The organism is Tautonia sociabilis (genome assembly GCF_003977685.1).
In the GTDB taxonomy this organism is placed as follows: domain Bacteria; phylum Planctomycetota; class Planctomycetia; order Isosphaerales; family Isosphaeraceae; genus Tautonia; species Tautonia sociabilis.
This window is the reverse complement of the sequence record NZ_RYZH01000044.1, coordinates 37,523-59,074: the sequence shown is the minus strand read 5'-3', so window position 1 is coordinate 59,074 and position 21,552 is coordinate 37,523. Positions and strand designations below refer to the sequence as shown.

The following is a 21,552-nucleotide window of genomic DNA, read 5'->3' as shown; positions in this document are numbered from 1 at the left end:
GATGGTGAAGCCGGTCTCGGATCGGGCGACGATGGTGGCGGCCATGGCGGTGGCTCCCGGAGTGTGAGGGGAGCCCCAGCATAGGCGGACGAACCGGCCCGATCTACATCATTCGTCGGTCACACCCGCAACTGTCCGCCATAATCTCGATTATCGGACCGTGCCGCCGCGGTCTGGGACAACGGCCGCTCGCCCACCGCGAAACCAGGGCCTGGCGTCCGGTTCTTGGAACAGAGGCCCTCCGGGTTGTGCTCGTGTCCATCCGAGGCCAATCGGGTGAATTCCCGAAGAGGGCCGACGGTCACCGATCGGGCGCGACGAACGCCCCCCGACGGTCAAGACCGCCGGGGGGCTCGGAGGACTCGGAAGCGAGGGAGCGGGGCCGGCCCGGGAGCCGGCCCCGGGGGATCAGGCGTCGAGCGATCCTCCTCGGCGACGGGAGACGATGCCGGAGAGCAGCTCCCTGAGGCTGGAGGCGGGGCGGTCGCCCCGGACCTGGCCGAGCCTCCGGGCCCCGGAGGAGGTCTCCGAGGCGGCCTGGGCCGGGCGGCCCCGAGAGGCCGAGGAGGAGCGGGACAGCCGGGAGGCCAGACCGCCGAGGTTCAGCGTCGAGGCCGTCGGGGCGGTCTGGGTGCCGAGGTCCAGGGCCGTCGAGGCCGTCGAGCCGGCCTGGAGGGCGGCCTGGCCGACCCCGGCGCCGGAGGTCGAGGACGAGGCGATCGTCCTCGGATCTCGGGCGGCCAGGGGCCCGAGCACCGGGATATCGCCGGAGGAGCCGAAGGCGATGACCACATCCTGGCTGTCGGTGGTCCGGCGGATGGTCCACACGCCGGTGCTCGGCCGGAAGGCGGCGAGGTCGGCGATGCCGTCGCCGTCGTAGTCGGCCGGGGCGGCCAGGTCTCCCGGGACGCCGAAGGCGACCCGAAGGCCGGCGGAGGCCGTCGGCAGGCTCGACCGCATGATGAACCACTCCGAGGTGGTGGGCCGGAAGGTGGCCACGTCATCCCGGCCGTCGCCGTCGTAGTCCAGCGGCACGGGCTGGTCGACGCCGGCCTGGCCGAAGAGGACGGAGTAGCCTCCCAGCTTCTGGGAGTAGTTCACGTCGTTGGGGCCCGACGGCAGGATGAACCACTGCGAGGCCCCGGGGATCAGGTCGCTGTTGGGGCGGAAGACGGCGATGTCGTCCCGGCCGTCGCCGTCGAAGTCCCCCACGGCGGGAACGTCGAGGCCGCCGGCACCGCCGAAGAGGATGCGGACGCCCTGGCCGGTGCTCGACGGCAGGATGAACCACTCGGCGGCGCCGGGCAGCAAGTCGCTGACCGGCCGGAAGACGGCCAGGTCGGTGACGCCGTCGCCGTCGAAGTCGCCGGGGGCCGGCTGGTCGAGGCCCGAGCCGCCGAAGAGGATCGAGCGCGGGCCGGTCCGGGAGCCGAGGATCAGCCACTCGGAGGCCCCCGGCATCCGGTCGCTGCTGGGGCGGAAGACGGCCGCGTCGGCCCGGCCGTCGCCGTCGAAGTCGCCGATGATCGGGATGTCGTCGGGACGGAGCTGGGCGTTGAACAGCGGCGAGTTCGGGTCGCTCGACCGGAAGTCGGCCGAGCTGATGGTGCGGGAGCCGCCGCTGGACTGGCTGATCAGGAAGGTCGAGCCGCCGGCGGTCGTGCCGGGACGGTAGAGGGCCAGGTCGGCCCGGCCGTCGCGCTCAGAGTCGCCGAAGACCGACTCGATCGTCAGGGTCAGCGGAGCGCCGAACGGTCCGGCGATGCCCGAGGGGCCCCGGAGCCGGGCCCGGAGCTCGATCGTGCCGTTGGTCAGGTCGCTGGCCAGCTGGAGCCGGTAGCCGCCCTGGGCATCGGTGGTGCCCGAGGCCAGGACCTGGCCAGCCGGCCCGACGATCTCGATTGTGGTGTTCGGGGTCCCCTCGCCGATCAGGAAGGGCCGACGCGCGGCGGTCCGGCTGTCGCCGGCCAGACCGGTGTCCGACTCGGGGGCCAGGCGGAGGGTCGGGGCCTCGGTGGGGATCTCGTTGAGGATCGTCAGCACCAGCACCGGGCTGTCGATCGTGTTGCCGGCCACGTTGGTCACCCGGGCCAGGAGCCGATAGGTGCCGTCGGGCAGGTTGGAGGGGAACTGCAGGGTGTACAGGCCGTTGACCTGAGAGAGCACCGGGCTGCCGACCACGGCGCCGGGAGCAGCGCTGCCGGGGACCGTGCCGTCGACGTCGATCAGCTCGACCTGCAACCCGGCCCCGGAGGAGCCGATCAGGCGGGGCCGACGGATCGAGGTGACGTTGTCTCCCGGGACCCCCGTGTCGTCGGTCGGCGAGAGGCCGAGCGAGGCGGCCGGAGGCAGGCTGGTGTCGATCGTCACCGCCAGGCCCGGGTCGGTGCGGCTGACGTTGCCGGCGCGGTCGACGGCCCGGGCCTGCAGGAAGTAGACGCCGTCGGCCAGGTCGATGGCGATCTGGACCTCATAGGAGCCGTCGGCGGCGACCTGAGCCCGGCCGAGGACCTGGTCGCCGGGGCCGACGATCTCGACGAACGGCAGGTTTTCGGGAGTCTGCTCGTTGGCGGCCAGCGCCATCGAGCCGATGAGCCTCGGCCGCCGGACGTTGGTGATGGCGTCGCCGGCCACTCCGCTATCGTCGGCCGGGGCCAGCGCCGGCGTCGTCGGGGTCGCCGGGGCGACGGTGTCGATCGTCACCTCCAGCGTCGGGCTGTCGGCGCTGACGTTACCGGCCCGGTCGACCAGCCGGACGACGTAGGAATGGGTCCCGTCGGGGACGCCGGCGCCGGCGTTGTCGTCGGTGATCGAGACGGTTCCGGCCGGGGCGTCGGGCAGCGAGGCGACGAGCACACCGTTGCGGAGCAGCTGCACCGTCACGCCCCCCTCGACCCCGCCGACGTCGAAGGTCGGCGCCGCGATGCCACCCGGGGTCAGGGCGTTGGTGTAGTTGTCGGTGTTCGAGCTGCCGCTGTCGCTGCCCGGCTGCAGGTCCAGCAGCGTGGGGGCGTCGGGGGGAATGGTGTCGAGGATGACGTCGAAGAGGGCGATGTTGCCGGCCACGCCGGAGCTGTTGATCGCCTGGATGCCGATCCGCTTCGGACCGTCGGCCCCCAGGACGGAGGGGGGGATGCTGACGGAGAATCGGCCGGCCGAGTTGGTGGTTGTCGTGCCGACCGGCCCGCCGATCGGCTGGTTGTTGTCGTCGAGCAGGAAGGCCCGGATCGTCACTGTGTTGCCCGAGGCCGTCTGGGCGCTGATCCCCTCGAAGACGAGGTTGGCGCTGCCGACCTCTGGCGGCATGGAGGCGTTGGGAGCGATCCGCTGGCCGTTGAAGACCAGTCGGAGCGAGTCGGGGAAGACCACGGGGGCCAGGCGGATGGCGTAGGCGCCCCGGCCGAAGGTGGTCGCCACGAGGATGTCCGGGCTGATGATGTCGTCGCTGGTGCCGAGCGTGCCGTCGGGCCCGGGCAGCCGAGTCTGCGGGATGCCGGTGCGGCGGTCGACGTGGCCCAGCGCCAGGTCGAGGTCGCGGACGTCGGCCACGGGGAAGCCGCCGCCGTCACCGGGGGGCGTGGGGGTGGTGGCGATGCTGTTGGGCAGCTCCGAGGGGAAGCGCTGCCAGCTGACGCCGTCATTGTACGAGGCAAGCACACCGCCTTCGCCGGCCACGTAGAGCACCGGGTGCGTCAGCGACGGGTTGGTGGCGTCGCTCAGCGGCGGCGGGTTGTCGATGTCGTTGGGGATGACGTAGCGCCAGTCGACGGCCAGGGCCTTGATGTTGGCCAGCAACCGGTCCTCGAAGTTCGGGTCCCCGAAGATGTTGTGGGTGACCTGGAAGAGATCGCCGGTGATGTTCCGCCAGGATCCGGTGCGGGTGTCGTTGATATGGTAGACGCCGTTGGAGGTGACGGCGTAGGCCTCGAAGGTCCCCGGCCTGGGGTTGGGGACGATTGCCTGGAACGGCGCCGTGTTGCCGGCCAGGTCGCCGTTGTTGATCTGGATCCAGGAGGCGCCGCCGGTGTAGGTGACGTAGATTCCGCCGGCGGTGTTGCCGCCGATGATGTAGTCGCCGGTGATCTCCGAGTCGGGCGTCGCCGGGGCGCCGAAGGCCAGAGCCGGGAAGTAGGCGTTGCCCAGGGTGCTCGGCTCGCCGATCGGGAACCAGTTCAGACCGCGGTTGAGCGTGCGGAAGACCCGCCCGGAGACCGCCGAGCTCATGACGATCTCTTGACCGTTGACGGGATTGACGGCGAAGTTCGATCCGCCCAGGAACGGCCACTGCGGGTCGGGCACCTGGCCGCCGCCGGACTGCTGGATCAGGCCGGTGGTCCGGCCCACGCCGTTGTTCGGGGCGCCGTCGGGGGTATCGACCCGGAAGAAGCTGGTGATGGCGCCGCCGCAGCAGGGCCAGTTGTAGTAGTAGGCCGTGCCCGATCCGGTCTGGTCGGTCGCCACACCGGTGCCGTCGCCGAACGGGCCATTCCAGTTGATGTTGCCGTTTTCGAGCAGATCGGGGTCGGACCGGGGGAAGCCGTCGTCCTGGGCCTGGCCATAGAGCAAGGCGCCGGCGATCTGGGCCGTCAGGTCGCTCGGCTGCGCGGCGCCGTAGTAGAGCTGGGTGATCTGCAGGTTCCCGTTGCGCGAGCCGGTCGGCACGGTCATCGTGCCCAGGGAGGTCAACAGCGTGCCGTCGCCCGCGTCGACCCCCGAGGCGACCCCCTGATCGTAGCCGAAAATCAGCCGGCCTTTGCCGGTGAGCGGGTCGACGTAACTGAGGGCCCGGTGCACGTCGGTGCCGGTCAGCACGGCGTCGAAGGGGGTCCAGCGCACGCCCGCCCCGCTGTTGGCGAAGGCGCCGGTGTTGTTGACCCGAACCGTGACGTCGTTGGACAGCGGGTTGGCCGGGTCCCGCAGCAGGTTCATCACCGGGCTCGTCCGCGGGTCGAACCCGAACGGGTTGTTATCGCGGCGGTCGTCCGGGCTGGACGGCTCGACCGTCACGGCGCCGGTGACGTAGTTGCGGCGGACGGCTCCGCCGGGCAGATCGTTGTTCAGGAAGAAGGCGTGCGGGTCGTTGACGCTGGTGGCATCGACGCGGATCAGGCCCGATTCCTGGCCGTTGTTCGTACCGCCGAGGTAGACGACATTCGGGTTGGTCGGATCCACCGTCAACGCGATGTTGAAGTTCCCCTGGGCGAACTGGGAGTTGCCCAACGGATCGTAATCGGCCTGGGTGATGTCGTTGGTCGGCGTCGCCGGAATCGATCCGCTGTTGGACGGCGGCGGCAGGGTCGGGATGCGCAGCCGGGTCCAGTTTTGGCCGTAGTCCTTGGTCAGGTAGAGACCATCGAGCTGGCCGGCGGTGGTGGCGACCGCGGCGTAGAGCCAACCGGAATAGACGAGATCCTGGCGGGGGTCGCCGGTCAGAGTCGGCTTGGCCAGCACGATGCGGCCCTTGGCCCCGTTGGGCGTGTCCGCCTGGTTGGAGACCGGTACGGGCCGAACCGGGGCGACATCCAGATCGAGCACCGTCGGCTTGCCGACACCACCGGCCATGAGGCTCCAGGAACCGGCGCGGCCCTGGGCGGTGCTGATGAAGACCCCCTCGCCCCGGAACGAGGCGAAGACGGTTTGCAGGTTTCCGGTCGGGTTGGTGAAGATGTCCACCGGCCCGCTGGTCGGATCGAGCTCGATGTCGGTCGCCTGGCCGGCGCGGACCAACTGCCAGGTCCGGCCGGAGTCGATGCTCCGGTAGACGCCGCTGTTGGTGTTGGCCCCGGTGCCGCTGAAGGCGGCGTAGACGATCGCCTCGCCGGTGGCCGTCGGTCTTGGATCGACCACGACGTCGAAGGCCGTCAGACCGACCAGCTCGTGCCCGCGCTGAGCAAACGGCAAGGTGTTGTTCAGGCTGTCGAGCAGTTCCCAGCTCTGGCCGCCGTCGAGCGACCGCAGCAGCCCGACCCCCTGGCTGAACACATCCCCTTCGCCGGTGGCCACGAAGACGATCGACTGGTTCGGATCGTTGTTGCGGCCGAGCACGGCGATGCCGCCAATGTTCATGCCGAAGGTGGCGACCCGGTCCAGCAGCGGGATCCAGGTCGGGCCCTCGGGGTCGGTCGTCAGGAAGTTGGTCGTCTTCCAGACGCCTCCCGAGGCGCCGCCGACGAAGACCGTGTTGCCCGATGGATCCGACGGATCGACCGCCAGGCCGGTGACGCGCCCCGAGCCCTGACCGCCGTTGATCGACGCCGGTCCGACGGCCGTCCAGGTGCTGGAGGACAGCCCGTTCTCCTCGGCCATCGTGAAGATGCGGAAGTCGGCCGCGATCCGGTCGGCGACCGGCTCTCCCAGGCCGGTGCCCGTGACCGGCTCTTGGAAGATCAGCCGCCAGGAGTTGAGCGTCCCGGCCACGGTCCCGGCGTTGGTGATCCGCAGCGTGTAGGTCCCCGGGGTCAGGGATGGGTCGGTGTTGTCCAGCGCCGACAGCGGCTGCTGGGGCCGGAACCGGGAGCTGAACGGCGGGCCGCCCTGCTGGATCGGCAGCGTCGCCTCGTCGTCGAAGATCGTGTTGATGAAGTTGTCCCGGTCCCCGACGTCGCCGACGCCGGAGAACAGCAGGATCGTCGTCCCGTCGGGGGCGACCAGCTCGGCCGTCAGGTCGGGAACGTTGGTGTGGGCGATGTTCAGCTGCAGGTCGAGGTCGCGGATCTCGAACGCCTTGTCGACGACCAGCGTCGATTCGACCGAGCCGGACGCGGGGATCGTCACGGGGATGTCCCGGGAGACGAACGCCAGCTCCGCCGTTGTCTCCACCGGCCCGCCGCGCAGGATGTCCACGCCGGCGTCCTGGTCGCTGTCGACCAGGTAGCCCCCCACCGACTGGATATTCGAGGACAGCAGCAACTGGTAGGTGCCGCTGAGCTGCTGCGTCGCGAAGCCGACCTCGAAGGTGCGGGCGTCGATCGGCGTGACCGTGAAGGTCGACGGGTCCACCGGTCCGCCGGGCCCGATGATCCGCAGCACGTCCTCGACGGTGAAGGTGCTGGGCTCCATGTCGCGGTCGAACGTCACCCGGAAGGCGGCGACGGTGCCGTTGAGCACCAGGTTCGGCCCGGCCGAACCGAGCTGGCCGTTCGTGGTGACGACCTGCGTCGCAACCACCCGAGGGCCGGGCACAACCAGCGGCAGGGCCTGCCGGATGTAAGTGCCCGAGAAAGGCAGGCCCCCGTCGGGCGTCGGCTGCGAGAAGCGGTCATCCGCGGCCCCGGCCACGGCGTCGCCGCTCTGGTCCATCGCGTTGCCCGCGGTGTTGAACGAGCGGATCCGGTCGCGGATCTCCGGGCCGATGGCGTAGCTGTAGGTGCCCGGCGTGCTCTGGGCCGGGAAGGTCACCAGGAAGCTCGTCGCGCTGAGCGGCGTGACGTTCGTCGCCGGGATGCGACCCAGCACGTCCCCGCCGATCGGGTTGCCGAACGCATCCCGGGCGCGAATCTCGACATCGTCGGTGCTGAAGGTCGCCGGATCGATCGGCCGGTCGAAGGTGACCACAAACTGCTGCGCCTGAGGTGTGCCACTGGCATCGGTCGTGGTGACCACTCCCGAGGTGCCCTCGACAATTCGAGGGCCGGCGGCGATCGTCGCCCGGGCGACCTGGATGTCCAGCGCGTCCTGCCCGTCGAGCCCGCCGTTGAGGTTGCTCGACCAGGCCGAGTAGACCCGGCCGCCGAGCACCGCCAGGCCCTGCCGGATCCCGTAACCGAAGGTGCCGTCGGCGGGCGAGCTGCCGCTCGGGGCGTTGTCGGGAATCGGCCCGACAACCCGGGTCTGGCCGTTGGCGACGTCGAGGACCGCCTCCGGCTGGTTGACGAAGACCTGCTCCGAGAAGCTGGCGCCGCCGTCAATGCTGGCGGTCACGTACATCGCCGCCCGGACCCGGGAGGCGTCGTGCCTGGTGTCGTAGAAGCTGACGACCACCGTCCCGGTCGCCCGGTCAACGGCCACCTCGGGCAGGAACTGCGGCCGACCGGTGTCGGCGCCGTTGGCCCCGGAGAAGCCATCCCGGTCGGCGAAGTCGTCGTTGACCCGCCCGGCGGACTGCCAGCTGACCCCGCCATTGTCGGAATAGGCCAGGTAGATCTCCGTGTTGTCGGCCGGGTTGCCGGTGATGTCCAGCCGGTTGGTGTAAGCGACGTAAATCCTCCCCCGGTGTGGGCTGAAGGCGCCGAGGGTGTTGTCCACGGCGATCGTCGGCTGCGGCCCGACCCCCAGGGCCGTCAGCCCACCGAGCGTGCCGCCCCCCGCGTCGTTGCCTCGAACGTTCGCCACGGCGGCGACGAATGCCTCGGCCCCCAGCGTCGTGCCGCCGTTGAACACCTGCCGGGACCGGATGATGCTGGTCGGCGGGGTGGCGTTCGCGCCGCTGTTGAAGTCGTCCCAGACGACCGTGACCTGCCCCGGCTGGCTGCCGCCTCCCCCCTGGCTGACGGCGATCCGGGGCCGGGTGTTCCGCTGGTCGCCGAAGTTGCCGCCGGTGTTGAGCACCAGCGGAGTGCTGAAGCTGGCCCCCTGGTCGGTCGATCGGACCAGCTCGACGGTCAGCGGGTTCCAGTTGGTGGCCCCCTGCAGCGGCGGCGTGTCGCCGATGTAGGCGACGTAGACGTTGCCCGAGTGCGGATTGGTCACGTTGCCCGACGCATTGTCGGGGTCGGTGTAGCTGGCCGCCGTGTCGTCGACGGCCAGGGTCGGCAGGCGGATCGCCGTGGCTCCCGACTGGTCCTGGGCCGACCGGTTCCACTGGTAGACCGTCGTCGTGCCGGCCACCGAGCCGTCGGCGTTGTAGCGGCGGAGGATCAGGTCACCCGAGGTCACGCCATTGTGTTGCAGCGACAGCATGTAGAAGCTGCCGTCCGGGCCGAACGCGACACTGGCGTTGTCGATCGTCGGGTACGGCGCCGGGTTGGTTCCCGTGCTCGGGTCGATCCGACGGGCCGGGACCGACAGGGTCATCCAGGTCAGGCCGCCGTCGGTCGACATCCGGGCCTGGATCTCGGTCAGGTCGGGATCCGGATCGGTGTCGAAGCGCGTCCAGGAGGCGACCAGGTGGTTCGGGTTGGTCGGGTTGACGACGATCGTCGGCGAGCTCTCGCTGCTGTTGTCGTTGGCCCCGGGCGAATTGTTCGAGGCGTTGGCCCTCCCGAGCACCGCCGGCGCGGGGATGGTCGCCAGCAAGGTCCTCGGCTCCAGCCCCTCCAGGGTCGCCCGCCGGAGCTTCGCCTTGCGGTTGCTGCCCGACTTCTGCTGCCGGTGGCCCGAGGGCCGTTCAGACGGAGACGAACCGAAGAAGAATCCCGGACGCATCGTTTCGGTCCTCTAGGGTCGCAGCGGCGCTCGGTTCACCGATCGACGACGGGGAGATGAGGGCAGATGGCGCATCGATGGGGCGGATTCGCGCAGGTCTTTAGGGAGCATGAGGGACCCGGTCGACTCCGTCAAGGACCGGCGAATCCTTGAGCCACGTCCCGCATCGGAGATCCGGCGATGGGGGCCGAACGGTCATATTCCCTGCGATCGCAACTGGTTGCACCCACCGTCTTGGGCTGGATGCGCCGGACGACCCCGAATACCGGATCTCAATGGTGACATCAATGCTACATTGCTCGCATTGGTGCGTCAAATTCTTTCTTGCGTTCCCCCACAGAGCGCGGAGCGCGAACGGCCGCCCGGCCCGGGGCGGGGCGGTTGGGGAGGCGGCGGAGATGCTCGGCGATCGGCGCGCGGCCCGATCGGGGAGCCGTCCTGCCGGGGGAGGCGGCCCGTCGATCACCAGGGCCTCGGCGACGGCGGCGACACCAGCGGCGGCGCCGTCACTCCCTCTCCAGGACCTCTCCCGAGGGGGAGACGCGGACCTCCCGGATCCGGCCGTTGGCGGCCCGGCCGCGAAGCTCGTAGGAGTGCAGCTGGCCCTCGCCGTCGACGTTGGCCCAGGCGTCCTCGAACTCGACGCCGGGCAGGGCCTTCTCCGCGGCGGCCCGGGGCTCGTCGGGCACCGACGCGACGGTCATCGTCCGCCGGGCCATGCGGGCCGACTCCTCCTGCCGATCGCCGCAGCCGGCGACGGCTGGCAGCAGGGCGAGCAGCAGCGCCGCGGCCGAGGCCGCCGCGGAGAAGGCCGGGCGCCTCGCCCCGGGTTTAGAACGCGTCATCGGAGATCACCTCCCCGGTGGCCCGGGTGCTGAGGGCCTTGTAGATGCGGTAATCCATCGACTGCTTGAGGAACCGGACGTGGCCGTCGCAGAAGAGGAAGAACGCCCCTCGGCCGTGACGGCTGAGGAACTGGTTGACGTCCCCCATCGGGTCGCCGGGGCCGAACCCCTCGCCGGTATGGCCGAGGATCATCCCCGAGCCGTCCTCGCGCCGGCAGACGCCGGCGTCGGGGTCGAAGGGGTCGGGAGCGCAGGACCAGAGCTGCGCCCCGGGGACGGCCCCGGACCAGGTCGCATGCCCCCGGCCGGCGTTGAGCCGCACCGATCGCTCGCCGACGCAGGTGGTGTGGGTCAGCCCGTCGGTGATGTCCCGGAAGCCGATGGCGCTGTCCCGGAAGAACACCCCCTCGCCGTCCACCCCCGGTTCGCCGATCCCGAAGACGCCGACGTAGTTGGCCCCGGCCACGTCGCAGATCGGGTCCTCGGCCGAGAAGATCGCCCCCCCTTGCATCCAGACCGATCCGTTCTTGGCCGTCCAGGTCCGGGGCATGTCGTCGCTCGGGCAGATGAACACCGCCAGCCGGGCCAGGCGCACCGTGTCGAAGGCCGGCGAGTGCATCGGCTCCTCGAATCGGATCCGGTCGTAGAGCGCCTGCTGTTCCAGGTCGGGCAGGATCCGGCTGGCCCAGCCCCAGCCGGGGCCGGTTTCCCGGCGTCGCAGCCAGTCCCACTCCGACAGGTAGCCCGGCGGCAGGACGCCGTTGCGGTCGTGGTAGCCGTGCAGGGCGAGGCCGATCTGCTTCAGGTTGTTCTGGCACTGCGTCCGCCGGGCCGACTCCCTCGCCGACTGCAAGGCCGGCAGCGTCAGGCCGACCAGCACGCCGATGATGGCGATCACCACCAGCAGTTCGATCAGCGTGAAGCCGGGAAGGCGACGGCCGCCTTGGGGGGTGGTCATGGCATCGGGCTCCGCGCTCGAAGGCCCCCGGGAGGCGATTCCCGAGGATCGATCCGGGTCGGGTCGCAAGACCTATCATTCATGATCAAGGCTTCGGGGGCAACTCGCCCCGGCCGGGGGTCTCCCCCTTCTTCCCCTCCCCAGGAGCGCTGGCCCCCCCTGCCCCGAGGCATCCAGCTCGGCCAGGATCGCCGAGGCCGAGGCCCCGACGTCCGGGTCGCCGACCAGCCCCAAGACCAGTCTCCGGGCCTCGGCCGCTCGTCCCGTCGCCCGCAGGCACTGCGACAGGTTCAACGCCGCCCTCGGCCCGACGATCCCCGGATCGAACGGCTGCGAACGGTCGAACTCCCCCGAGGCCCCCAGCCGCAGCAGCCGATCCAGCAGCACCGCCGCCGCGGCGAACTGCCGGGCGTGGAAGTACGAACCCGCCAGCGCCCAGAGCAGGCCCGGGCTGTTGGGGAACCACCGCAGGGCCAAGGCCGCCGCCTCGGCCTTCGAGAGAAGTCCCCGGTATCGGTCGGCCGGCGCCGTCAGGACGTACTCCAGCGCCAGCTGAGCGTCGGGGGACGGCGGCCCCGGCGCGTCGGCCTCGTCGGCGACCCGGGCGACCGCCTCGGCCATCACCGAGTGCCCCTCCGGGTCCTCCAGCCGGAGCAGAGTCCTCCCGTATTCGATCAGGAAGTGCAGCCGTCCGGGGCGATCGGCCAGCTCCCGGCGAAGCAGCCGGGCGGCCCATCGCAGCTTGCCCGGGTCGAGCGTCGACAGGAAGGCCCACCTCCGGATCGCCAGCTCCGACGGCACGACCCGGGGAGGATCCCCCGGGGCCTCCCCCCCCTGCCCCGTCGCCAGGCTCGGGTGCAGCCGGCCGACGTACCGCAGGCCGGCCCCCTTGCGGAAGAGGCGAAGATCCCAGGACTCGGCGTACTGCTCGGGCCGGTCGGCCCGGGCCTGATGCCGGATCCGGGCGAGGAAGCCGAAGGCGTCTCCGGCGCCGGCGACCAGCGCCCGGGCCATCGGGCCGGCACCCGGCTCCAGCGCCTCGTCGGGGTTGATCCAGAGAATCCAGTCGCCGGACGCCTCGGCGATCGCCGCGTTGCGGCCCTCGGCGAAGTCGTCGTCCCAGGCGACCTGGACCACCCGGGCTCCCAGGTCCCGGGCCACCTCGGCCGTGCGGTCGGTCGACCCGGTGTCGGCCACGATCACCTCGTCGGCCACCCCCTCGACCGACCGGATCGGCCGATCGAGGTTCCGCTCATCGTTTCGGGTCAGCAGGCAGACGCTCAACCGGTTCGCCATCGTCGCCTCGGGGCCTCGAGCCGCCCCGCGTGGTCGCCGCGGGTCGTCCCCATGCTACCCCCCCGCCCCGGAGGCGTCCAAGTCGACCCACCCCCCTGCCCGTTCCTCCTCCCCGATCAACCCCTCCCGCCGCCGACCGCCTCTCGCCGCCAAGGAACCAAGGCACCAAGGCATCCGCATGATCGATCCGCCCAGCCTCCTCGATCGCCTCGGCCGCTTGCACCATGGGCCGCCGAGGGATCAAGCCGGATACATCCCTCCGCCAGCCATGCTCCCTCGAAAGCTCGATCCCCATCGACCAAGGCACCAAGGGACCAAGAAACCCAGGGCCCTGGTCAACCTTGGAGATCGTGTCTCCTTGGTTCCTTGATTCCGGGTCGATCATGTTCCCAGGTTGGTCGCGACGCCCAGAATCCAATTGGGCCGGTGTGCCAAGCTCCCTCCAGCTCCATGACACCTTGATTCCCTTGGAACTGTACCGGGCGATGAATCTTGTCGACCTTGGTGCTCCTTCTGACCTGGTCCCCTGGTCCATCGTGCTCCTTGATCATGACAGGGCATGGAGCCCCTGGATTCCATGATCCTGGCAAGAACCTGGGATCAATGCACCGACCTGCAACGGGCACCTTGGTCCCTTGGAATCCTCTCTAACTCGGTTTTTTGATCTCACAGGAGCCTCGGTCCCATGGTGCCAAGGCCTTTTTGAGACCAATCCGAACCAGCGGCCATGATCCCTTGGTCAATTGATGCCGAGGAACGAGAGTGACCCTGGCACCAAGTGATCGTCGTCACCTTGATCCGAAAGAGGAATTGGTCGCGATCGTCCTCGATTTCAAGGTCGATCGGTTTTCGAGTCTGATGGGCGATCAAGTAGCCAAGCTGACTGGCGTCCCAGGGGACCAAGGCACCCATGCGGCTTGACGTCCCGGGTTCCCAGCGTGATCGGCTGCCTCGGGGACCTTGCTCCCAGGGTGGTCTTCTGGCCAAGGTCGCTCGTCGACCCATCGATCGATGTCCCTTGATCCCGAGCGACTTGGGAGGCCCAGCCAACAGGATTGGCATGGGACCGAGGCCGGCGAGGGAACTCGGTCTTGGGGAAGATTGGAGCCAAGGTCGCGCGCTGGCCGATACGCCAGGGGGACGAGGTTCCTCGGGATCGAGGAGCCTTGAGATCGTGGCGTCTCGGTGTTGAGATTCCTTGGGATCGAGGAACCGAGACGCCGAGGTTCCGAGGCGGGCCCGCGACGCGAAGCGGCCCAAGCGGTTATGGCCGGTCCTGGCCAACGCCTCCCGTCGGGATCCGATGGCGGGGCAGGGCAGGGGAGCGGCCGATCGGGGGAGGGACGGCCGATGCGGAGCGTCGCCGTGACCAACGCGAAGGGCGGCGTCGGGAAGAGCACCACCGCCATCAACCTGGCGAGCTGCCTGGCCGACCTCGGCCGCCGGGTCCTCTTGATCGACGCCGACCCGTCGGGCAACGCCGCGCTGGGCCTCTTCCCCTCGGGGTTGCCGAGCGAGGGACTGGCCGACCTGCTGCTTGAAGAACGAGAGCTCCCCGAGGTGATCCGGCCCAGCGCCGTCGAGGGACTCGACGTGATCCCTCCCGGCGACCGCCTCGGCTCCTGCTCCGACCAGATGGGAGGCAGCCAGGGACTCGGCCAGGGCCGGGAGTTCCGGATCCGACGCATTCTGAGGCGCGTCACCGATCACGACGTGGTGATCGTCGACACCAGCCCGGTGCAGACGCCGCTCAACGTGGCGATCCTCTACGCCGTCGGCGAGGTCGTCATCCCGATCGATCCCTGCGTCGCCGCCCTAGCCGGGGTCAAGGCGCTGGAGGACCTGATCCGGGAGGTCGGCGCCCTGCGGCAAGAGTTCACCGATGCCGGCCCGCTGGTGCTGACCGGCGTCCTGATCACCCGGGTCGACCGCACGCTGGTCGCCCGGCAGATCGAGGCGGAGGTCCGCGCCTACTTCGGGCCGCTGGCCTTCGAGCGGTCGGTGCCGACCTCGGTCCGCTTCCGGGAGGCCTACGCCCGGGGCGTGCCGCTGGTCCGCTACGACCCCTACGGCGCCGGCGCCCGCGCCTACCAGGAAGCCGCCGAGGCCTTCCTGGCCCGAGGCGGCCATCCGGTCGGACCCGGCCGGAGCCGATCCGGCGATCGAGCACCCATCGAGGACGACGCAACGATCGAGGAGGAGGGCGGCGCCCCCGGCGCCGCCGCGTGAGGGCCGTTGAAGCGGGGGGCCGGCCGCCGGGCGAGGGCGGTCGCCCCCCCTCGGCCCGCGGATCAAGCAAGGGCAGTTGAGGAGGCCGGCGCGGGCGGAGCAGGGGATGCCGATCCGGTCCCGACGGCCGACGACCGCGACCCCAGGGGGCGAGCGATGAGCGCGACCAGACGCGGGGGCATCCCGGGCCCCGAGAGCCGGACCGGCCTGGTCCGGCCGGCGATGACCGAGGCCGAGTTCGAGCGCCGCATGGCCGCCGCCGAGACGGCGACCGCCTCCCGAGGCCCCGCCGGCCCGACGGCCGCCGCCACCGCCGGCACCGGCACCGGCGACAGCGACGGCGACAACCGCCGGCGCACCGATCCCGTCTCCGAACCCGACTCCGATCCGGCTCCCCGATCGGGGGGCTCATCGTCCGGCGGGTCGTCGCGGTCGAGGTCGAAGGGCAGGGGGGCCGCCAAGGTCCGCCGCGTGCAGCGGATGTTCGCCATCGAGGAGGAGCTGGACAAGAAGCTCTGGCTCTACGCCATCCACGTCGGCAAGGACCGCTCCGAGGTCGTCAACGACCTGCTCCGTCCCCTCGTCGGCTCGATGGTCCTCTACGACTCCCGAGACCGCCGCTCCAGCCGACAGGGCGACGCCGATTCGGAGAACTGACCCCGGAGAGCGCGATCGGATCTCGCCCCGACGCCGTCAAGCGTTGTCGGCCGGAGGATGATCCGGGGATCGGGGGCGAGGTCGATGACGACCGGACCCGGGGCCCCTCCTCCGGCCCTCCCGCGACGTCCCCTCGTGGCGGAGGCGGGGCCAGGGCGGGTATGCTGGCCCGGCCTCTGCGGCCGGGCGAGATCGACCGATCGCCAACCGACCCGAAGACCCGGGACCGACGACGATGCTCGACGAACAGGCCCCCCCGACGGCCCGGCCGGCACCGGCCGGTGATCGCCTCCTCTCGATCGACGCCCTCCGGGGTGCCGACATGCTCATGATCGTCGGCGTCGACCGCCTGGTGCGAGCCTGGGCCGAGTGGTCGGGCTCCCCGAGGTCGGCCCAGCTCGCCTCTCAGTTCGAGCACGTCGAGTGGGAGGGGTTCCGGTTCTACGACCTGATCTTCCCGCTCTTCCTCTTCCTGGTCGGCGCCGTGCTGCCGTTCTCTCTCGGCAAGGCCTCCGAGCGGGGCAGGGGGGCGGCCTACCGCCGGGTCGGCCGACGGGTGGTCCTGTTGTTCGCGCTGGGCCTGCTCTGCAACGGCGTGCTGCGATTCGACTGGGACAACCTCCGGGTGGCCGGCGTGCTGCAGCGAATCGCCGTCTGCTACGGGATCGCGGCGGTGATCGTCATGAACGCTCCGTGGCGATCGCAGGCCGCCATCACCGCGGCGATCCTCCTGGGCTACTGGGCCCTGCTGGCCGGCGTCGCGCCGCCGGGGGGATCGGCCGGCGACTACTCCCGGGAGGGGAACCTGGCCGGCTGGATCGACCGCCACTACCTGCCCGGCAAGATCCTCGAGCCCTACTACGGCTTCGGCGACAACGAGGGGCTGCTCTCGACGATCCCGGCGGTCGCCACCGTGCTCCTGGGGGCGCTGGCCGGTTCCTGGCTGCGGTCGGGTCGGGGGCCCTGGGAGAAGGCCGCCGGTCTGGCGGCGGCCGGGGCGGCGGCGCTGCTGGCGGGAGGGGTGTGGGGCCAGTGGTTCCCAATCATCAAGAACCTCTGGACCAGCTCCTTCGTCCTGGTCGCCGGCGGCTGGAGCCTGCTGCTGCTGTCGGCGTTTTACGCGGTGATCGACGTGCTGCGGTGGCGCCGATGGGCCTTCCCCCTGGCCGTCGTCGGCGCCAACGCCATCACGATCTACGTCGTCCCCCGCTTCCTCGACTTCGACACGTTCGCCGACTTCTTCCTCGGCGGGCTTTATCTGCTGTCCGATCGCTGGGTCGCCGGCGACTTCTCCCCGGTGGCCGCCGCGGCCGGGGCCCTGCTGGCCAAGTGGCTCTTTCTCTATTATCTCTACAAGCGTCGCCTCTTCCTGCGCGTCTGACCAGGGCGGCCGATCACCCCCGATCGGCCCGACGCCCCTTCCCCCCCGGCCCCCGGCGCGGCGACGGGGCGGCCGGAGCCGGAGCGTGGTCGTCGCCGCTGTCGGCCGGGAAGAGCGAGGGCTGTCCTGGTGCCGTCCCGCCGTCGAGGCGGGCCTCCAGCGCCGCCAGGCAGAGGGGCTCGAGCATCGTCTTCCAGCGCCGGAGCCCAGGGTGCGCCGCCTTCACCTGGGCGACAATCGCATCGCGATCCTCTGGTGCCAGCGCCTCCCATCGGGCCTTCAGGCCGGCCAGTCGGGCGGCCTCGGCAGCTTCGGCGTCCCGACGGCGCTGTTCCTCGGCGGCCTCGGCGTCCCGGCGGCGGCGCTCCTCCTCGGCGACGGCGGCCTCGGCCCTGGCGAGCCGCTCGGCATCGGCCGGCGGGACGTAGTCCTCCGGGACGCCGTAGTCCTCCCGGATCGAGGCCACCAGGTAGCCGGCCGGGTTCTTGGTCAGCCTCTTGTCATCCCGGGCGGCCATCCAGTCGAAGATCGCCAGCTTCGCTCGAAGATGCTCCGGCGCGTGCCGCTCGACCAGCTCCCCCGCCGTGCGAGCGGCCACCCCTCGGGCGGCGAGCGCCTCGGCCAACTCGGCGCGTTCCTCGGCTGTCGGCTCGATCGGCGAACGACCCCTCGGCCCCCGAACAAAGACAATCTGCCAGTGCCCCCTGGCCTTGCGCAGGTAGCGCCCCGCATCGTCCATCGGCTCGAGAAAGCCATTCTGCTCCAACTCGGCGATCGCCGGCCGCAGCCGGCGCTTCAGCTCCGTCGGCTTGTACGACCGGCTCAGGCCGACGTGCTCACAGGCGAACGTGCGCAGGTCGAACTCCAGACGATTACACCGATAGAACCGCTTGTCCAAAAATCTGAACACTCGTTTTGTTGTGGGCAGCCGCAGGCGGAGGTAGAACTCCAGGTCGATCTGCTTGAGATTGCCGCTCTGGAAGCTCCGGAAGATGACCTCGTTCCACTTGAAGCTCGACAGCGGCGGCGGCGCGTTGCCCCGCTTGCCCCGTCGCCGGCTTCCAGCCGACGGCGCTGACGCCCCCCCCCGAGACGGCCGGCGCCGCTCTCGGTCGTAGATCGTCACGTTGTCCAGCACGTGAAAATTCTCGTCCACCCAGCTCTTCGCCGCGTTGTCCCACCACGCATTCTCATACGAGAGGACGACCCCGACCCAGCGGTGCAGCGCCTCCTCGATCCGCCGGTAGCTCTGGCCGGTCTGGGGCCAGCCGAGCAGCTCGATCAGCTCGTAGCGGGAGAAGTTCACCTTCGCCTCGGTGAAGTTGTTCCACCGCTTGGTGAGTTGAATCAAGCCCACAAGCACCTCGTCATCCATCGAGGTCGGCAGGCCATGTTTGGCGGTTCCCATGATCGTCAGGCGGCGAACAATCGGCGGGCCGTCGCGGCGGTCGAGCTTGTCCTCGAAGACCAGGGTGGTCTGGCCGTCGGGCACGCGGTCGGCCAGCGAGGCGATCGGGAACTCGGCCAGGTTCAGCTCGTCCTTGAACGCCGGCTCGGCCGAGGGGTCCTCCGGGGCCTCGTCGGCCCGGGGGACTTCCTCCGGGTCGTCGAAGAGCGAAGGGGTGCGGTCTCGGTCGGTCTTGTCCGCCATGTCGGCCCCGCCTGGCGATCGTCCCCAGAACCCCCCGGACGGGTCGGTTTCCCGTCCCCTTGGGGGAATTCTGCAACACAACCGCGGACCCCTCCGGCCTGGCCCGCTCCTCGCGCGCACGCGCATACGCGGGCGCCCGCGCGTTGTTGTTGTTCTTAAAACAAAAGTCTTAAAAACAAAAGTCTAGGGGGACGCAAGTTGTTTTCTGGAAACGACTTACGTGACCAAAGTATGCTCGGTTAATCGTTAGGTGCACGGCGAAGGGTGTCCGGTTAATCGTTAGGTGGACCGCAAAGTATGCTCGGTTAATCGGTAATGGCGCCTGGAATTTTGAGTAGTTGGCGGCAAAGGCGCCCAATTTTTTTCGTGAACCGAATGCCAGTATGGGCGCCGAATCGTGGTGGCGGGTGTTCCCGGGGAAGACGGGGGGGTGGCGAGGGTGTCCGGTGAATCGGTAGGCCCGATCCGTCCGGGGCCGCTTCCGAAGGGTGTCCGGTGAATCGGTAGAACAGGCGCCCACGCTCCAGGGGGAGGCCGAAGGGTGTCCGGTACATCGGTAGAACGGGCGCCCACCACCCGGCCCGGGCGGAAGGTCGGCCGATCCGGCGAGGGTGTCCGGTGAATCGGCAGAACGGGCGATCACTATCCAGAGGGGCCGGAGGATGTCCGGCGAATTGAGTGCACGGACGATCACTTTCAAGACCCCAAAGGGTGTCCGGTGAATCGTCAGTGACGTGCGTTCAGGGGCGATGGCGGCGGCCCGTCCCAGGGTGCTCGGTTAATCGGTACGGCGGGCGTCCGACGGCGAGGGGGGGCTCCCTAGGCCAGGGTGCTCGGTTAATCGGTACGGCGGCGAGGTTCCGGCGCGTCCGACGGCCTCCGACGGCCGATCTCCGGCGGGGGACGGCTCGGGAGGCCGCGCCAAACGGCCCAGGATGCCCCCTGGCGCGACTTCGAGGCCGGGGTCGACATCTTGGCCGTCCGGACGAGTCGGCTCTTCCTGGAGCGTTTTGGAAGCCCGCGATCTGAGGGGGTCAGGGCCTCCCGGGGGGCCGGGATGCGGGCCCGAGCCGGGAGAAGAGGTCGCGCCAGCCGGATCGGGCCTCGCGATCGAGCTGGTCTTCCAGCTCTCCCAGCCGGTCGAGCAGCCAGGTCGTCGCCCGGCCTGGCTCGGTCGGCGAGTCGGTCCCGGGGGGGGTCTTCGGCGCGATCGGGGGGGGATCCGGGGGCCCCGGCGGTCGTCGAGAGGGGGGCAGGGCGGCCCCAGGGGGGAGCCGGCGCCGGAGCTCTTCCCGGAGCTCGGCCACCTCCGCCTGGAGTCGGTCGAGCCGCTCCAGGTGCCGGTCGAACAGCGCCGCCTGCTCCTCGTAGAGGCGGCGGACGACCGAGACGAGGGCCCGCTGGAACTGCTCGTTGGACCGGAGCAGCTCCTCCTGGCCGTTCTGGACCGCCCGGAGGGCCCGGGATACGGCCCCCTCATCCCCCTCGGGGGGGCGCGCGGCGGCCAGGGCGGTTGTCGGGGAGATCCGGCCCAGCGAGGGTGTCGGCGACGGGGAGGCCGGCCGGAGATCGGCCCGGAGCCGGGCCTCGAACCGGGAGCGGCCGAGCGCGATGCGGTCGCCGTCCCGGATCGGCCCGGCGGGGGAGGCCGGCCGGTCGTTGACCGTCAGGGCGGGTCCTCCCAGGTTCACCAGGAAGATTCCCCTCGCCGATCGTACGACGACCGCATGGACGCGGGCCACGCCGTCGCCGTCGGCCTGGATGGCGCACCTCGGGCTCCTGCCGAGGAACGACAGCTCGGAGAGCAGCGTCAGCGGCCGATCGGGGTCCCCCTCGGCTAGCAGGTCCAGCGGCGGCAGGCCGTCGGCCTCGGCCAGCGGGTTGGCCCCTGGGAGCCGGTCTCCCGGGCCGTCGACCGGATCGGCCTCGATCAGCTCAACGCGGTGGCCGGCCAGCTCCAGGCCCCTCCCCGGCCGCAGCCAGCACGCCCGGGCCCCCTCCGGAGCGTCGTCAAACCGCGTCCCGGTCCGGCTGACCAGGTCGACGGCGAAGGCCCCCCGGCGGTCCAGGTGCAGATAGACGTGCCTCACCGCCGCCGAGGGGCTCGGGACCGGCACGTCGGCCGTCGCGACGCGGCCGATCGTCGCATACGGCCGGTCGACAATCACCAGCGTGCGGTCACCCTGGGGGTCGATCAACCGCAGGCGGATCCGGCCCTCGGCCCAGAGCGTCGGCGACGCCCCGGGAAGGCGAATCGGGTCGGGTCGGCCGGCGTCCGGGACGATGGCGGTTCTCCTTGGCGGTCGGGCTCGGAGATCGGTCGCTCGGGCGGAGCGGGCCCGCCCCCCTCTCACCGAAAGCATGTTAGCTGCGATGCGGCAACCGCTGTCAAGGACGAGGGCTCATGCCAGAATGGCATCCCGGCCCGCCCCTCACGCGACCGGCTCGGCCGGACGGTGCCATTCTGGCATGAGCCGGGGGTTCCGTTTCGCGGGACGGATCTCGTAATTCGTTCATTTGGTTCACATTAGGTTGAATGGTTTGGGTCTGGTACGGACGTTGCTTGTCTTAGCAACGCAACGATCCGGACGGATCGGAACGGGCGAGGCAGCGGGCCGGCCCGGGCGTCCGGATCTCCGATTGTGTTGCGATCGAGCGACGGCCCCCCTGGGCAGGCGTCCGGGGTGCGCGCCGAACCGCTCGGGGAGAGACGACGATGGCAATCGAACGCTGGGATCCCTTCCGGGAGATGGTGAGCCTCCGAGACGCCTTCAACACCCTCTTGCAGGAGAGTTTCGTGCGTCCGGACAGCCTGAGTCGAGGAGAGGCCGCGGCGCTGCCCATGCCGCTGGACATCTCCGAGACGGCCGAGGCCTTCGTGGTCCGAGCGTCTCTGCCGGGAATCAAGCCCGAGGACGTTCAGATTTCCGTGCACGGCGACACCCTGACGATCCAGGGGGAAACCAAGTCCCAGGAGGAGCGGCAGGGGGAAACCTGGCACCTCCGGGAGCGCCGCCATGGTGTCTTCCGCCGGACGGTGACCCTCTCGGTGCCGGTCGATGCCGACCGCGCCTCGGCCGAGCATGAGAACGGGGTGCTGACCCTCACGCTCCCCAAGGCCGAGTCGGCCCGGCCCAAGCAGATCAAGGTCGCCTCGGCGTCTTCCAAGTGA

At 70.4% G+C, this 21,552-nt stretch carries 10 protein-coding genes; 4 read left to right on the top strand and 6 right to left on the bottom strand.

The features are described 5' to 3' along the window. Nucleotides 1–408: 408 nt before the first annotated feature. From TsocGM_RS19585 to TsocGM_RS19570, 4 genes are all read right to left on the bottom strand, one after another. Nucleotides 409–9,363, bottom strand: coding sequence for an Ig-like domain-containing protein (locus TsocGM_RS19585; protein ID WP_126727156.1), 8,955 nt, complete (start codon nt 9,361–9,363; stop codon nt 409–411). Between the two features lie 506 nt (nt 9,364–9,869). Next, complete coding sequence (locus tag TsocGM_RS19580) at nt 9,870–10,208, bottom strand: hypothetical protein (protein WP_126727155.1); 339 nt, start codon at nt 10,206–10,208, stop codon at nt 9,870–9,872. After that, nucleotides 10,195–11,166 carry a DUF1559 domain-containing protein gene (locus TsocGM_RS19575; RefSeq protein WP_126727159.1) on the bottom strand — a complete coding sequence of 324 codons (972 nt, stop codon included), beginning with the start codon at nt 11,164–11,166 and terminating at the stop codon, nt 10,195–10,197. Before TsocGM_RS19575 ends, TsocGM_RS19580 begins: the two co-directional genes overlap by 14 nt. Before the next feature lie 75 nt (nt 11,167–11,241). Continuing rightward, nucleotides 11,242–12,462, bottom strand: coding sequence for a glycosyltransferase family 2 protein (locus TsocGM_RS19570; protein ID WP_126727154.1), 1,221 nt, complete (start codon nt 12,460–12,462; stop codon nt 11,242–11,244). 1,350 nt (nt 12,463–13,812) lie between these two features. On the opposite strand from TsocGM_RS19570, the gene TsocGM_RS19565 reads away from it, so the two are divergent. The 3 genes from TsocGM_RS19565 (at nt 13,813) to TsocGM_RS19555 (ending at nt 16,729) form a co-directional block, all read left to right on the top strand. After that, on the top strand, nt 13,813–14,691 hold the full coding sequence (locus tag TsocGM_RS19565) for a ParA family protein (protein WP_158633638.1): 879 nt from the start codon (nt 13,813–13,815) through the stop codon (nt 14,689–14,691). 156 nt (nt 14,692–14,847) lie between these two features. After that, a complete protein-coding gene (locus tag TsocGM_RS19560) occupies nt 14,848–15,348 on the top strand; it encodes a hypothetical protein (RefSeq protein ID WP_126727152.1) in 501 nt (166 codons plus the stop codon). A 235-nt stretch (nt 15,349–15,583) separates the two neighbouring features. Then, nucleotides 15,584–16,729 (top strand): acyltransferase family protein, encoded by a 1,146-nt coding sequence (locus tag TsocGM_RS19555; protein ID WP_126727151.1) that lies wholly within the window; start codon nt 15,584–15,586, stop codon nt 16,727–16,729. A gap of 13 nt (nt 16,730–16,742) precedes the next feature. Here TsocGM_RS19555 and TsocGM_RS19550 read toward each other — a convergent pair whose 3' ends face one another. Both TsocGM_RS19550 and TsocGM_RS19545 read right to left on the bottom strand, forming a co-directional pair. Continuing rightward, nucleotides 16,743–18,380 (bottom strand): replication initiator protein A, encoded by a 1,638-nt coding sequence (locus tag TsocGM_RS19550; protein ID WP_126727150.1) that lies wholly within the window; start codon nt 18,378–18,380, stop codon nt 16,743–16,745. 1,034 nt (nt 18,381–19,414) lie between these two features. After that, nucleotides 19,415–20,578, bottom strand: coding sequence for an FHA domain-containing protein (locus tag TsocGM_RS19545; RefSeq protein ID WP_158633637.1), 1,164 nt, complete (start codon nt 20,576–20,578; stop codon nt 19,415–19,417). Between the two features lie 518 nt (nt 20,579–21,096). Between TsocGM_RS19545 and TsocGM_RS19540 the strand changes: the two genes are divergently transcribed. After that, nucleotides 21,097–21,552: an Hsp20/alpha crystallin family protein gene (locus tag TsocGM_RS19540; RefSeq protein WP_126727148.1), complete on the top strand. Its 456-nt coding sequence runs from the start codon at nt 21,097–21,099 to the stop codon at nt 21,550–21,552.